Source organism: Enterocloster sp. (assembly GCF_057861365.1).
In genome coordinates this window covers 106447-120794 of sequence record NZ_DBMACH010000004.1, presented here as the reverse complement: position 1 = coordinate 120794, position 14348 = coordinate 106447, and the positions used below count along the sequence as shown (strand labels likewise).

General features: G+C 47.3%; 16 protein-coding genes and 1 tRNA gene. 13 read left to right on the top strand and 4 right to left on the bottom strand.

Annotation, left to right across the window (positions count from 1 at the left end; translation table 11 throughout):
* Position 1: 1 nt before the first annotated feature.
* From ACZM6M_RS05935 to ACZM6M_RS05910, 6 genes are all read left to right on the top strand, one after another.
* Positions 2–1261, top strand: a complete 1260-nt coding sequence (locus ACZM6M_RS05935) for a competence/damage-inducible protein A (RefSeq protein WP_317439624.1) — start codon at positions 2–4, stop codon at positions 1259–1261.
* Positions 1262–1276: 15 nt separating this feature from the next.
* A complete protein-coding gene (locus ACZM6M_RS05930) occupies positions 1277–2584 on the top strand; it encodes a hypothetical protein (protein ID WP_489489918.1) in 1308 nt (435 codons plus the stop codon).
* A 40-nt stretch (positions 2585–2624) separates the two neighbouring features.
* Positions 2625–2945 (top strand): hypothetical protein, encoded by a 321-nt coding sequence (locus ACZM6M_RS05925; RefSeq protein WP_331624851.1) that lies wholly within the window; start codon positions 2625–2627, stop codon positions 2943–2945.
* 10 nt (positions 2946–2955) lie between these two features.
* A complete protein-coding gene (locus ACZM6M_RS05920) occupies positions 2956–3891 on the top strand; it encodes a DUF2953 domain-containing protein (RefSeq protein WP_489489916.1) in 936 nt (311 codons plus the stop codon).
* Between the two features lie 30 nt (positions 3892–3921).
* Positions 3922–4329 carry a GerW family sporulation protein gene (locus tag ACZM6M_RS05915; RefSeq protein WP_066548763.1) on the top strand — a complete coding sequence of 136 codons (408 nt, stop codon included), beginning with the start codon at positions 3922–3924 and terminating at the stop codon, positions 4327–4329.
* A gap of 65 nt (positions 4330–4394) precedes the next feature.
* Positions 4395–4598 carry a hypothetical protein gene (locus ACZM6M_RS05910; RefSeq protein ID WP_066548753.1) on the top strand — a complete coding sequence of 68 codons (204 nt, stop codon included), beginning with the start codon at positions 4395–4397 and terminating at the stop codon, positions 4596–4598.
* A 96-nt stretch (positions 4599–4694) separates the two neighbouring features.
* Here the strand turns inward: ACZM6M_RS05910 and rpmB are convergent, their stop codons facing one another.
* The gene (rpmB, locus tag ACZM6M_RS05905) at positions 4695–4880 is read right to left on the bottom strand and encodes a 50S ribosomal protein L28 (protein WP_066548750.1); all 186 of its coding nucleotides are present in this window, start codon (positions 4878–4880) and stop codon (positions 4695–4697) included.
* 174 nt (positions 4881–5054) lie between these two features.
* On the opposite strand from rpmB, the gene ACZM6M_RS05900 reads away from it, so the two are divergent.
* The 7 genes from ACZM6M_RS05900 to ACZM6M_RS05870 all read left to right on the top strand — a co-directional run bounded on the left by ACZM6M_RS05900 (position 5055) and on the right by ACZM6M_RS05870 (position 11698).
* Positions 5055–5411, top strand: a complete 357-nt coding sequence (locus ACZM6M_RS05900; RefSeq protein ID WP_066548747.1) for an Asp23/Gls24 family envelope stress response protein — start codon at positions 5055–5057, stop codon at positions 5409–5411.
* A 13-nt stretch (positions 5412–5424) separates the two neighbouring features.
* Complete coding sequence (locus ACZM6M_RS05895; protein WP_317439627.1) at positions 5425–7128, top strand: DAK2 domain-containing protein; 1704 nt, start codon at positions 5425–5427, stop codon at positions 7126–7128.
* Positions 7129–7150: 22 nt separating this feature from the next.
* Positions 7151–7858: a Bax inhibitor-1/YccA family protein gene (locus ACZM6M_RS05890; RefSeq protein ID WP_317439628.1), complete on the top strand. Its 708-nt coding sequence runs from the start codon at positions 7151–7153 to the stop codon at positions 7856–7858.
* Between the two features lie 21 nt (positions 7859–7879).
* A complete protein-coding gene (locus tag ACZM6M_RS05885) occupies positions 7880–8761 on the top strand; it encodes an ROK family protein (protein ID WP_317439629.1) in 882 nt (293 codons plus the stop codon).
* Positions 8758–10815, top strand: coding sequence for an ATP-dependent DNA helicase RecG (recG, locus tag ACZM6M_RS05880; protein WP_489489912.1), 2058 nt, complete (start codon positions 8758–8760; stop codon positions 10813–10815). Before ACZM6M_RS05885 ends, recG begins: the two co-directional genes overlap by 4 nt.
* Positions 10816–10831: 16 nt before the next feature.
* Positions 10832–11347 carry a nitroreductase family protein gene (locus ACZM6M_RS05875; RefSeq protein ID WP_337932533.1) on the top strand — a complete coding sequence of 172 codons (516 nt, stop codon included), beginning with the start codon at positions 10832–10834 and terminating at the stop codon, positions 11345–11347.
* A gap of 147 nt (positions 11348–11494) precedes the next feature.
* A complete protein-coding gene (locus ACZM6M_RS05870) occupies positions 11495–11698 on the top strand; it encodes an alpha/beta-type small acid-soluble spore protein (protein WP_066548732.1) in 204 nt (67 codons plus the stop codon).
* 68 nt (positions 11699–11766) lie between these two features.
* On the opposite strand, the gene ACZM6M_RS05865 is transcribed toward ACZM6M_RS05870, so the two are convergent.
* The 3 genes from ACZM6M_RS05865 to ACZM6M_RS05855 form a co-directional block, all read right to left on the bottom strand.
* Positions 11767–12705: an Abi family protein gene (locus ACZM6M_RS05865; protein WP_337932536.1), complete on the bottom strand. Its 939-nt coding sequence runs from the start codon at positions 12703–12705 to the stop codon at positions 11767–11769.
* Positions 12706–12977: 272 nt separating this feature from the next.
* Positions 12978–13048, bottom strand: a tRNA-Gly gene (locus tag ACZM6M_RS05860).
* A gap of 66 nt (positions 13049–13114) precedes the next feature.
* Positions 13115–14320 carry an MFS transporter gene (locus tag ACZM6M_RS05855; RefSeq protein ID WP_337433276.1) on the bottom strand — a complete coding sequence of 402 codons (1206 nt, stop codon included), beginning with the start codon at positions 14318–14320 and terminating at the stop codon, positions 13115–13117.
* Between the last annotated feature and the right edge of the window lie 28 nt (positions 14321–14348).

The following is a 14348-nucleotide window of genomic DNA, read 5'->3' as shown; positions in this document are numbered from 1 at the left end:
AATGGTCGTTGAGCTGATCAGCGTAGGAACTGAGATCCTGATGGGGAATATTTTAAACAGCAATACGCAGTATCTGGCGGAAAAATGCGCCCTTTTGGGGCTGGATCAGTATTATCAGGTAACGGTCGGCGATAATTATGGCCGGATGATGGAGAGCGTAAAGAGAGCCCTTGACCGGTCGGATATCGTAATCCTCACAGGAGGACTTGGCCCTACGGAAGATGATATGACAAAAGAAGTCTGTGCAGAGGCCATGGGAATGGAACTGGTGGAGGATTCCCATACCCGAAGCCAGCTGGAGGCGTTTTTTGCAGGCAATATTTATAAAGAAATCCCGGATAATAACTGGAAGATGGCGATGGTTCCCCAGGGGGCGATCGTACTGGACAATCCTAACGGTATGGCTCCCGGATTGATATTGGAAAAAAATGGGAAAACAGCCATTCTTCTTCCGGGCCCGCCAAATGAGCTGTACCCGCTGTTTGAAGGGCAGGTATTTCCCTATCTGGAACGGCTCCAGCAGTCGGTTCTGGTGTCCCGGATGGTAAAAATCTGCGGATACGGCGAGAGCCAGGTGGAGGATAAGCTGCTGGATTTGATCGATGGCCAGACCAATCCGACCATTGCTACCTATGCAAAGACAGCAGAGGTTCATATCCGTATTACAGCCAGAGCGGCAGATTATGAAGAAGGAGAGGCTCTTGTGGCTCCTGTGATTCGGGAAATCAAGTCCCGGTTTGGGAATGCGGTTTACACCACAGATGAAACAGTCAGCCTGGAAATGGCAGTAGCCGCGCTTTTAAAGGAAAAGCAGCTTACCATGGCGGCGGCTGAGTCCTGTACCGGCGGAATGGTGGCTGCCCGCATGGTAAACGTATCCGGTGTATCGGATGTATTTATGCAGGGCATGGTGACATATTCCAATGAGGCGAAAATGCGTCTTTTGGGAGTACGGGAGGAAACCCTTGCTGCTTACGGTGCGGTCAGTGAGGAAACGGCCGTGCAGATGGCAGAGGGCGGAGCGGCGGCAGCCGGGACGGATGTGTGCGTATCCATTACGGGAATTGCCGGGCCGGAGGGCGGAACGCCGGAAAAACCGGTGGGACTTGTATATATGGCCTGCTGCGTAAAAGGAAAGACAGTGGTAAAACGTTACCAGTTTAAAGGGAACAGGGCCAAGGTTCGGGAACAGTCTACGGTAAAGGCTCTGGATCTGGTACGCCTGTGCGTATTGGAATATGAAAACTGTTCGGATTCATAAGGAGGAATTATTTTTATGAAAGCAGCAAGAATACGCAGGCAGCTTACGGCGGCCTACCATTGCTCCTATATCAGGCTGGCGCTGAACTTTTATACAGCCTATGAGGCGGCGGCAGAGAAAAAAGGCTTTGAAAATGATCGGATTTCCGGTCTGTATGACCGATTCTGTGAACTCCTTGACGCCTGTCTGAAAGGACAGTCAGACTGCGGGGCAGATGAACTGCGCCAGGATGTGATCCGGGAGATGGAAAAGGTTACGGATTATACGGATGCGTTCCAGGCCTATGAATATGTGATGAACCGGATTGAGGGAAGATTTGCACCAAAGCTGATCGGAAAAAAGCCGGAGGATACAGAGAGCCTTACGGAAGAAATCCTGTCCTGGTTTCAAACTGCGCCCGATCCGGCAGCCCTTCGCGAACGGATGCAGGTGATTACAGGACAGCTCCCGGTACGTTTTACAAAGCAGAAATTCTTTGCCCTGTTAGAGGATCGTCTGAGCATCTACAAGGGGCTTCCGCGCTCCGGTTTTGAAGATATACTGTATATTTTGCGTTCCGAGGGGCTGTTAAACCGGCCGATGGCGCGGGAAGAAGCATATGGAACATTGTTTGACCGGATGAAAGCGTTTGAACAGGCAGATTTAAGACATCTTACTGCACAAGAGTATCGTCATCTGGCTTCTGAACTGGAGGAAGGAAGCCGGGAGATCAATGCTCTCAGCGGAGAAATCCTGTGCCTGATGGATATGGTAAATGATCTGTGCGTGATCCTTCTGGCGCAGGGAACGGCTGTATCTGATCTGTCCTGCGAACAGAATACAAAAGAGATTTTAAAGGGAATACAGACGCTTTTTGCATCAAAAGAGTGGGAGGACATCCCCGAAGAGGTCACAGACCGTCTTCCGGCCCTGGAAGGGAAGCAGGAGCAGTATTTTGAGCAGTGGCTCAGAGACGATATCTCTCTGGAGGAGCTTCAGGAGGAAAACGGGCCGGAGGCAGAGGCTGCCTGGAAGGCAGGTCTTCTGATGTCTGGCAGCGCGTTTATGTCCTTGGAAAAGCCGGACGCAGATGAGACAGAGGTAGACGAAGCATTTTTCAGAGAAAAACTGGATGCGCTTTTTAAGGATATGGGAGAACGCTGGAAGGAGCTTCCAAAAGCTGTAGTGCGGGCTGCCATGGCAAAATGTCTGTCCAGCCTGCCTGCAAATTTCCAATCTCTGGATGAGGCCAGAGAATATATTCAGGGAAGCCTGGACAGCTGCAGCGACGAGATAGAGCGGGAAGCCTGTGCAGATCTGATCCGCAGCCTGATGGAAGAGTAAAGCGGGAAAAAGGTCATTTTGCCAAAAAGGAGGAGAGAGGATGCGTTTGTGGGATCATCTGTATATGGGACAAAATGCAGACCGGGCCAGAGCGCGGATCCTGAAAGGACTCCGCCAGGGCAGCCTTTTGCCTGATACCTATGTGATTACTCTTCCGGAAAACGGGAAACATATATTTGATATCTGTCCTGTGTCTCTGCTCACGAGGAGAGAACGGCAGGGGGAAAATCTGCTGGTTCTGGGAATCGCCAGAGGCTATCATGAGGCGGCGGAGGTTACAGGACGGATGGTAGACGATATGTACCATCAGACAGGCGGTTTTGACTGGAAGGCATATATGGATCAAATGGCCGGGAAATGAGGTGCGGATATTGGTACACATACTGCTTTTGATTTTAAAGGCCATCGGTATCCTGATTCTGGTTCTTCTGGGCCTGGTTCTGGCTGTGGTTTGTCTGGTGCTCTTTGTTCCGGTGTGCTATGAGGCAGGCGGAAGCTGGAAGGACAAACCGGCCGGGAAAGGGGAAATTTCCTGGCTTTTCGGAGCTGTTTCCTTAAGCGCCGGATATGATGGAGATGAAAGCGGACTGACAGCCGGAGTAAAGCTGTTTGGACAAAAGCTCTGGGAAATGGATAAAGAGAAAGAAGCACCGGAAACCCACCGGCCTTTGGATGAGGAAACGCTCAGAGGTACAGATGCAGAAAGGAAAGAGCCGGAAGAAAAGAAAACTACCCTTTGGGAAGAGAAACGCATTCCGGCTGCATCGGCAGAGAACCCCCAAAAGACCCTGCCAAAGAACCCGCAGCCCAGACCGGAGCCTGAGGATAAAAGACATACAGAGCATAAAAAGAAGGATGTATTCGGCCGCATAAAGGTTTTTCTTGAAAAACTTAAGTTTTCTTTTCAGTCATTTTGTGATAAGCTTAAGAATATACAAAACATTGCAGAAGAAAAGAAAGCCTGGCTGGAGGATGAAGAAAATCAGGCGTCGCTTAAGCTTCTCTGGAAGCAGACGGGCCGTTTTCTGCGCCATGTATGTCCCAGAGGAGGGAAGGGATCCGTAACCTTTGGGTTTGAAGAACCTTATCTTACGGGACAGGTATTGTCGGCGGCAGCTCTTATCTATCCTTTTTTTGAAGGAAATCTGGAAATCTGCCCTGTGTTTGATGAAACGGTATTTGAGGCAGAAGGCAGCTTTAAGGGACGCATCCGGGCGGGATATCTTTTGTGGCTGGGTCTTGGGATCCTGCGTGATGGGCATACCAGGCGCATGCTGTTTGGTTTTTTAAAGGGAAGCGCAGTCTAGCGCGTTGAGAAAAGGAAGAGGAAAGACGGTATGGCAGAAAATCATTTTTCATCTATGATTGATACATTATTTAAGGGGATGGATCAGTTTGTCACTTCAAAGACAGTTGTAGGCGAACCGGTGCAGGCAGGAGATGCCATTATCGTCCCTCTGATTGATGTGACCTGCGGCATGGCGGCAGGAGCATTTTCGGAAAAAACAAAGGAAAAGCAGAAGGGCGGCGGCGGAATGAGCGCCAAGATGAGTCCCAGCGCCGTTCTGGTGATACAAAACGGAGTCACAAAGGTGGTAAACATCAAAAACCAGGATGCCATCACAAAGGCGATCGATATGGCTCCCGACCTGATTAACCGTTTTATGGGCGGAAAACCGGCTGTATCGGAGGAAACCCGCGCAGCGGCTCAGGATGCTGCGGCTGAATATGACAAACGGGATTAAAACAGGAATATGACATTATTACGGCCCTGCGTCTGCAGGGCCTTTTGCTATCTCGGAGAGGGCATATGAAAGCTTCGGGGGAATGGGAAGGAACGCTTCTGCATAAGATAAAGAGAAGGGAGCGTTTTGATATGAAAAGGATATGCGGACTGATGCTGTTCTGTTTCGGCCTTGGGATGGCGGTGCTTTTATTTATACCCGAGACCATATTTACCTTTTTCTTTGTGGTATGCTGCCTTGTGCTTGGGTATAATCTGTTTTGCTGCTGATTTCTGGAAGCTGCAGAACCGGTATCATTAAATAGACGATCCAGACAGAAAAAAGCTCCTGACCATCACAGTCAGGAGCTTTTGCTCTGCATTTAATTAGGCTCTTTCTACAAGGCCGGAACGTAAGCAGGAAGTACATACGTACATTCTCTGGGTTCCGCCATTTACTTTAACCTTAACAGATTTTACGTTTGCTTTCCACATCTTGTTGGACCGTCTATGGGAATGGCTCACTTTGTTTCCGAAATGAGCTGCCTTTTCACAGATTGCACACTTAGCCATACTATTGCACCTCCTTAAACGTTACTTGGATTTCTTGTAGAAAATAGAAAAATCCACAACAAAAGTAATGATACCAGATGTTTTCAATTTTTGCAAGTGAAAAAACAAAAATTTATTTCTTTTTTTCGGGAAATAGTGTATACTGTCCTTAATATGAAAACAGGAGGCGTGTATATGAAGGGACGAATCAGCAATAAGATGGGCGAGATCCAGATCAGCCCGGAAGTGATTGCTTTATATGCAGGAACCATTGCAGTAGAGTGCTTTGGTATCGTGGGTATGGCGGCCGTAAGTATGAAAGACGGTCTTGTGAAGCTGCTGAAAAGAGAGAGCCTGACACACGGCATCACTGTGGATATCAGAGAAAACAGGATATCCATTGACTTTCATGTGATCGTATCGTATGGGGTCAGCATTTCAGCAGTGGCTGACAATCTGATCGAAAGTGTGAAGTACAGAGTAGAAGAATTCACCGGCATGGAGATCGAAAAGATCAATATCTTTGTAGAAGGTGTCAGAGTGATTGATTAGGAGGAAGCAACCCGTGGGTATAAGTACAATTGATGCCGGGATGGTAAAAAAAGCCTTTCTGGCAGGAGCAAAGGGCCTTGAGGCCAAGAAAGACTGGATCAATGAGCTGAATGTTTTTCCGGTACCGGATGGAGATACCGGGACGAATATGACGATGACGATCATGGCGGCTGCCAAAGCGGTAGCAGAACTGGAAGACCCGGATATGGAGCAGCTGGCAAAGGCTATTTCTTCCGGCTCTTTAAGAGGCGCCAGAGGAAATTCCGGAGTTATCCTGTCACAGCTTTTGAGAGGCTTTACAAAGGAAATCCAGGGCACAGCGTCCATTGATGTGACCATTCTGGCAAATGCCATGGTGCGCGGTACAGAAACCGCCTACAAGGCAGTTATGAAGCCAAAGGAAGGCACCATTCTTACGGTTGCCAAGGGCATGGCGGACAAAGCCATCGAAATGGCCGCTCAGACGGATGATATTGAAATTTTTGCAAAGGCAGTCATTGAGGAGGGCGACTACGTTTTAAGCCAGACACCGGAGATGCTTCCCGTATTAAAGCAGGCAGGCGTAGTGGATTCCGGCGGTCAGGGCCTGATGCAGGTAGTAAAGGGAGCTTTTGACGGCCTTACGGGAAAATGCAGTGATTTCTCCTTTGAGGACGCAGGCATTTTAAAACCTTCTTCTGAAAAAACCCCTCAGTCTGCCGGAGCTTCCAGAACGGATATTGACACAGCGGATATCCGCTTCGGTTACTGTACCGAATTTATCATTAAGCTTGAAAAGGAATACAGCCAGAAGGATGAGGATGAGCTTAAGAAGTATCTGGGTTCTATCGGAGATTCTCTGGTAGTGGTCTCAGATGATGAGATCGTAAAGATCCATGTTCACACCAATCATCCGGGACTGGCCTTTGAAAAGGGACTTACCTACGGCTCCCTTTCCCGTATGAAGGTTGACAATATGCGGGAAGAGCATGAGGAGCGGGTAATCCAGGATTCAGAGCGTCTGGCAAAGGAGCAGGCCGCCCAGCCCAACCCTGCAGAGGAGGAAACCGGCGAGCGGAAGCCCTATGGATTCATTACCGTATCCTGCGGCGATGGCTTAAGCGAGATTTTCAAGGGAATCGGGGCCGATTACCTCATTGAAGGCGGACAGACCATGAACCCCAGCACGGAGGACATGTTAAACGCCATTAAAAAGGTCAATGCCGATCACATTTTCATTCTCCCGAACAATAAAAATATTATCATGGCGGCCAATCAGGCTCGTGATCTGACGGAGGATAAGGAGATTATCGTTATTCCTTCTAAAACCGTGCCTCAGGGCATCACGGCTCTGGTGAATTTCATCCCCGATCTGACGCCGGAGGAGAATCTGGAAAATATGACAGCCGAGATGGAGCGGGTGCAGACAGCCCAGATTACCTATGCGGTGCGAAATACCTCCATCGACGGCATGAAAATCCATGAGGGCGATATTATGGCAATCGGCGATCATGGGATGCTGGCAGTGGACACATCTGTTTTAGGAGCAGCGAAGGCGGCTCTTGAGGCGATGTTAAATGAGGACAGCGAGCTGGTTACTATTTATTATGGAAGCGATGTGACCGAGGCAGATGCAGAAGCCTTCAGAAAGCAGGCCGAAGAGGAATTCCCGGATAAGGAAATCGAACTGCAGTACGGCGGTCAGCCTATTTATTATTATATGATATCTGCAGAGTAGAAATGAAAGGAGAAAAGCAAGTATGAACGATGAATTTAGAATGGAACAGAGGACAGTCGATCAGGCGGGGGAATCTCTGGGACGATACACTGCTAAAACCTTTGGCTGGATGTTTGCGGGACTGCTTATAACATTGGCCGTTGCCATCAGTATGTATGTTACAGGAGCATTTATCTATGTAATCCGGATTCCGGCGTGGAACTTCCTTCTGCTGGCGGCTGAACTGATTTTAGTAATTTCACTGTCTGCCAGACTGGAAAAGATGTCTGTAACTGCAGCGAAAAGTATGTTTTTCCTGTACTCTGCTGTAAATGGTATCGTATTCAGCATGTATTTTCTGATGTTTGACCTTCTTTCTCTGTGGCTGGCATTTGGAATTACAGCTATGTTTTTCGGAGTCATGGCACTGATCGGATACTTTGGAAATATCAATTTTTCCGCTCTGCGTCCTTTTATGACAGGCGGCCTGATCTTCCTGTTTGTCTTCTGGCTGTTAGCCATGTTTATTGACTTAAGCGCTTTTGAAACAATGGTCTGCGGTGTGGGAATTTTCCTGTTTTTAATTATTACAGCTTACGACGCAAAGAAAATCCAGGCATACTATGCTTATTATGGACAGAATTCCGAGATGGCGGCAAAGGCTTCCGTTTTCTCAGCGCTGCAGCTGTATCTGGATTTCATTAACCTGTTTATCTATATTCTGCGTTTTGTAGGAAACAGAAAAGACTGATAAGAGGGGGATAAAGCCAAAATGATAATCGGAGCACTGGAAGCAGGGGGAACCAAGATGGTCTGCGCCTTGGGAAGGGAAGACGGGAGTATTATAGACCAGATCTCCATTCCAACCACAACACCGGAGGAAACCATTCCAAAGATCATTGAGTATTTTAAGGATAAGGAGATCGAAGCCCTTGGCATCGGAGCCTTTGGCCCGGTGGGAGTGGATCCTGCTTCTGAAAACTACGGATATATACTGGAAACTCCTAAGCTGGCCTGGAGAAATAAGGATCTTCTGGGTAGCCTGAAAAAAGGGCTTAAGGTTCCCATGGCCATTGATACGGACGTAAACGGCTCCTGTCTGGGAGAAGTGACCTATGGCTGCGCCAAAGGCCTAAACAGTGTGATTTATATTACCATCGGAACGGGAGTCGGCGTAGGCGTGTGGGTAAATGGAGGTCTTCTCCACGGGATGCTTCATCCGGAGGGAGGCCATATCCTGTTAAACCGCCATCCCGAAGATACAAAGGGAGGAGTCTGCCCCAGCCATCCAAACTGCTTTGAGGGCTTTGCCAGCGGCCCTTCCATTGAAGCCAGATGGGGAAAAAAGGCAGTTGATTTAAAGGAGCAGTCTGAGGTATGGGAGCTTGAAAGCTTCTATATTGCTCAGGCTCTGGCAAATTATATTATGATTTTGTCGCCCCAGAAGATCATCCTGGGCGGCGGCGTTATGCATCAGGAGCAGCTGTTCCCGTTAATCCGAAGGAAGGTAAAGGAGCTTGTAAACGGCTATATCTGCTCCAAAGAGCTGGATGATATTGACAATTACATTGTTCCTGCAAGCTTAAATGACGATCAGGGAATTATGGGCGCGATCCGCCTGGGATTAAATGCCCTTGAGCAGGAAAAATCATGAGCGGCCATCAGCCTGTAAGCGCTTTAAAGGGAATTGGAGAGAAAACAGGAAAATTGTTTGAAAAGCTAGGGGTCATCACCATTGATGACCTCCTTTCCTATTATCCGAGAGCGTATGAGACCTATGAAGAACCGGTTCCCATTGGACAGTTAAAGGAACAGACCGTAATGAGCGTGGCTTCTGTGCTTTCAAAGCCGCCGGATCTTCTGCGCACCGGAAAGGTGCAGATGGTATCGGCGGTGATCCGTGATCTGACAGGAACACTGCAGCTTGCCTGGTTTAATATGCCCTATATGCGGGCAAATGTAAAAAGCGGCCAGATGTATGTATTCCGGGGGCGGGTGGTAAAAAAACGGGGCCGCCTGATGATGGAACAGCCGGAGGTTTTTACCAGAGAGGCCTATGATGCGCTGGAGCATTCCATGCAGCCGGTATACGGGCAGACCAGGGGGCTGAGCAATAAAACCATTGTGAAGGCCCAGAAACAGGCGCTTGAAATGCGCCGGCTGGAACGGGAATATATGCCGGCCGTTCTCCGCAGAAAATACGAGCTGGCAGAGATTAACTATGCGCTGGAGCATATTCATTTTCCATCTGATGAAAAGGAGCTTCTTTTTGCAAGACGCCGCCTTGTGTTTGATGAATTTTTCATGTTTCTTGTAGGCGTCAGACGGCTGAAGGAGCACAGGGAAAAAGAAATGTCTTCCTGGGGCTTAAAGGAATGCCCGGAGGTTTTAAAACTCAGGGAAAGGCTTCCCTATGCCCTTACAGGAGCTCAGGAGAGGACTTTAAAAGAGGTATTTTCTGATATGGCGGGAGGCCGGGTGATGAACCGGCTGATACAGGGAGATGTAGGCTCCGGAAAGACCATTATTGCCATACTTGCCCTTTTGCAGGCTGCTTATAACGGCTGCCAGGGAGCTCTTATGGTACCTACAGAGGTGCTTGCCAGACAGCATTTTGAATCCATGCAAAAGCTGTTTACGGAAAATGGAATTGACAAAGTTCCTGTGCTTGTTACCGGCTCCATGACTGCAAAGGAAAAGCGGCTGGCTTATGAAAAAATCGCTTCCCATGAGGCGGATATTATCGTGGGAACCCATGCGCTGATCCAGGAAAAGGTGGTCTATGACCGTCTGGCGTTAGTGATTACGGATGAGCAGCACCGGTTCGGTGTGGGCCAGAGAGAGCTTTTAAGCAACAAGGGAAATACGCCCCATGTACTTGTTATGAGCGCAACCCCCATTCCAAGAACTCTGGCAATTATCCTTTATGGGGATCTGGATATTTCCGTGATCGACGAACTGCCTGCGGGACGGCAGGAAATTAAAAACTGCGTGGTGGATATCAGTTACCGGCCAAAGGCATATGCATTTATCCAGAAGCAGGTGGAAATGGGCCATCAGGCATATGTGATCTGTCCCATGGTAGAGCCAAGTGAGATGATCGAGGCGGAAAATGTGGTGGATTACACGAAAACGCTGAAAAAAGCATTTCCTGAATCAATTTCTGTTGAATATCTCCACGGAAAAATGAAGGCAAAAGAGAAGAATAAGATCATGGAACGCTTTGCTGCCGGAGAGATTGATGTGCTGGTATCTACCACTGTCATAGAGGTTGGGGTGAATGTCCCCAATGCCACTGTCATGATGATTGAAAATGCAGAGCGCTTCGGACTGGCCCAGCTTCATCAGCTCCGGGGCCGCGTGGGCCGTGGGAAAGCCCAGTCCTACTGTATTATGGTGAATGGAAACGGCGGTAAGGATACCATGGAACGGCTGGATATTATGAACCGTTCCAATGACGGTTTTTATATTGCTTCTGAAGATTTAAAGCTTCGCGGGCCGGGAGATATCTTCGGCGTACGCCAGAGCGGGGAGCTGGAGTTTAAACTGGCAGATATCTTTACGGATGCCAATCTTCTAAAACAGGTATCAGAGGAAGTAAATGCGATACTGGATCAGGATCCCGGTCTTGAAGGGGAGGAATACAGGGAGCTTAAGCAGAAAATTGAGCAGTACCTTGGAGACAGGGAGGAACATTTAAATCTTTAAAAAGGAGACGGTGAAGATGAACGAAACAATGCAGACAATCCTTACGAGAAGAAGTACAAGAAAGTTTAAGGTTCAGGAGATTCCGCAGACAGATCTGGATCAGATCCTTAAGGCGGCTCTCCATGCTCCCAGCGGAATGGGAAAGCAGACCTGGCAGTTTACCGTGGTAAAGAACAGAAAAAAGGTGCAGAGGCTGGCAGAGGCCGCAGGGAAGATACTGGGCCGGGAAAATTATGATATGTACCAGCCGGAGATTTTGATCATCCCTTCCAATCAGAGGGATAATCCTCATGGAAAAGAGGACAATGCCTGCGCTATGGAAAATATCTTTCTGGCCGCTCATTCTCTTGGGATTGGCTCTGTGTGGATCAATCAGCTTCAGGGAATCTGCGATGAGCCTTCCATTCGTGAAATTTTAAATGATTTTGGCATTCCGGCAGATCATATCGTATATGGAATGGCTGCTTTGGGATATGCAGATGATGTAAAAGCAGAAAAACAGCGGATCGGAAAAGTAGTTGTGGTGGAATAGACAGATATTTTCTATATTTTGACATTTTACGCAAAACATTCTAGTGTATTATGTTCAGAAAATCACATAATAACAACGTAACAACAAACAAGCTTCAAGCGGAACAAAAACCGCAGGAGCAGATCTGTTATAAGGAGGCGTTTTATTATGTCTAACAACACAAACAAAACAAACGTACCTGAGGCAAAGGAAGCAATGGATCGCTTTAAGATGGAGGTCGCAAGCGAGCTGGGAGTACCGTTAAGCAACGGCTACAACGGCAACCTGACTTCCGCACAGAACGGTTCCGTAGGCGGCTATATGGTCAAAAAGATGATCGAGGCCCAGGAGCGCCAGATGGCAGGTAAGTAAAACTCCTTAAAAAGAAAGATGCAGCCCGGCGGGGGATTTCCTGTCGGGCTGTATTTTTCTGCATGGTTTTAATATAATTTGTATCTGCAAATATTTTCCCATTTTTCAGGAAATCCCATTTGTTTTAATAATTGAGCCTGTGTCAGATGTGGACACTGCTTTCGTGCTTTCTTAATCAATTGGATAAGAGAACCTTTAAAAGATTTAAAATCATCATTGCTGATGAGATATCTTAATGAAAGAACAACGGCAAATAAATCGTGTTTACCAAGCGTATAATTTCCCTTTTTTAGCGGAATAGAGAGTTTTTGATGCAGGAGTGTATCTGGAATTGTATCTTGAGTTCGGAAATCATACAGCCGTTCTCCGTGAGCACATACATTTCGGCATTTTGCAATAATAGTGATAAATTGATGCAACTGCTTTTCTGTATAGCCTGAAAAATGTTTGCTGACTTTTACTTGAATATCATTCGGCATGTATTGATAAAAGGCAGAGAGCTGTCCAAACGTAACAGCATTCATTGCAACCCAGAGAGGAATATTGCCATATATTCTGGAATAATGAGTAATATAGTTGTAATGAGAAGGCATAGAAATACAGTTTTGCAAGGAATGGATCAGGCGGTTGACCGCTTTTTGGTTCTTCTTTGCAGAATTAAAATTTGCAGGATTTAGATATTCTGCCTGATTTTCACCGAATTTTTCACAGAAATGATAGGAAATCAAAGACTTCAGATGCCGTTCCACATGAAGAATATACTTTAAAAATAAAGTCCGTAACTTTTCATCAAAATAATAAAAAGCAACAATTTCTTCAAAGGTAACACCATATAAGTAGTTTCCTGAAGGCTTATGTTTAAATGGATTTTTGTATCCGCTAATCAAAGAATAGTAGCTGATATGTTCCAGCGTATGGATTGCAGTTGGGACATCTGAAATGGTTAATTGTTTTTCGTTTTGTAATTTTTCAATTTGCTGGTCGTATGTAAGAAATTTTTTCTCCATATGTTACTCCTGTATAGTAAAAAGGAGCCCACGCATGAGCTCCTCCGGCTACGGGCCCCTCAAGCATCCGCAGCACAACCACTAAAGATAGTATATGGGGTTGACTTCAGAAAGTCAAGCTGTTTTTAGTGGTAGTATTAGTTTATTCATATAAGCATCAAATATTCGAAAATAGAAGCATGTGATAATGAAGTTAATAGTATCATTTTATTATCAATGAGAATACAAAAACCCAGAAAACCGTTCAAAACGATAATCCAGGCTTTAAATAGAGCAGATGACGGGAATCGAACCCGCCTCCTCAGCTTGGGAAGCTGATATTCTACCGATGAACTACATCTGCGTGATAGAATCATTATATCAGCCCCAAACGGTTTTTGCAAGAGAATTTTTGGAAAAATTTATAATTTTATAACAATTTAGAATATAATCCCATAAGTATCAGAGCGCCGCCGGATCCGACCATGATCCAGGAAAGGGGGAAAGCGTCTGCCATGGGACCAAAGAGGGCCATTCCCAGGGGAAGAAAGCCGGAATACATGGTTCCCAAAAGACCGAATACACGGCCCTGCATGGAGACGTCTGTGTGTTCCTGGATAAGCGTGGTGATGGAGGTTTGCACCACGGTCAAAGCAATCCCATAGAAAAACATCATGATAAGATAGGGAATAAAATAAGCAGACAGTCCCATCCCAACAGCAAAGGCTCCAAAGCTGAAAAGCCCCCATGATAAAAGGCGGGTTTTGCTTTGACCGTTATTTTTAAGGCTTATCAGGATCCCGCCCAGGATCATTCCTCCAAAGCCGATCACCTCCACGGCGGTAAGGTACCAGTAGGTATCCCCAAAGCTTCTGCGCACAAAAAGTCCGGCCAGGAAGCCCGCAGGAACGCACAGGAAGGTAAAAAGCCCATATAGGATCAGAAGCCTTCCGATAGTACGGTGGGAAAAGGCATAGTTCACTCCGGCCTTCATATCCTGAATAAATGAGGAACACTGTCCCTGGCTTTTACAGGAGGGAATGGACAGGCAGGATAAAAGGCCGATTCCCAAAATGGCAGTCACAATATCGATCATCAGGGTTGTATCCAGGGTGCTGACTGCAAAGATGGCTCCGGCGGCAGCAGGAGCGGCAAATTGTACCGCAGACTGCATGGCTGCATTGATTCCGTTGCAGCGCATCAGGTGCTCCTCTGGTACCAGCTGAGGAATGACTGCATTGACAGCAGGGGTCTGTATGCCGGCTCCAAGGGAACGGATGACAGACATTAAAAGAAGCCCTCCAAGAAAAAGCGGTTTGGAGGTGATGTGCGGGACTGCAAGCAGCATGGCCAGAGTAGCCAGCGCCGTAAGGGCATCTGCTCCTGCGATCAGCAGTTTTCTGCTGTACCGGTCCGCCCATACGCCTCCTGAAAAGGAGATGAGAAACTGGGGCAGATAGGAGCACACTGTAAATGCTGCAACCCAGGCTCCGCTTGCCGTTTCCATGGTGGCGTACCAGACCACGGCCATCTGTACCAGGGTGGAACCAAATAGGGTAATGCACTGGCTGGTCAGAAACAGGATTGTCCGTCTCTGCCAGCCGCTTGGTTTTGTTTCATTCATTGTTTGTTTCATTGAATCGTATCCTCCTGTATTTTTAGCC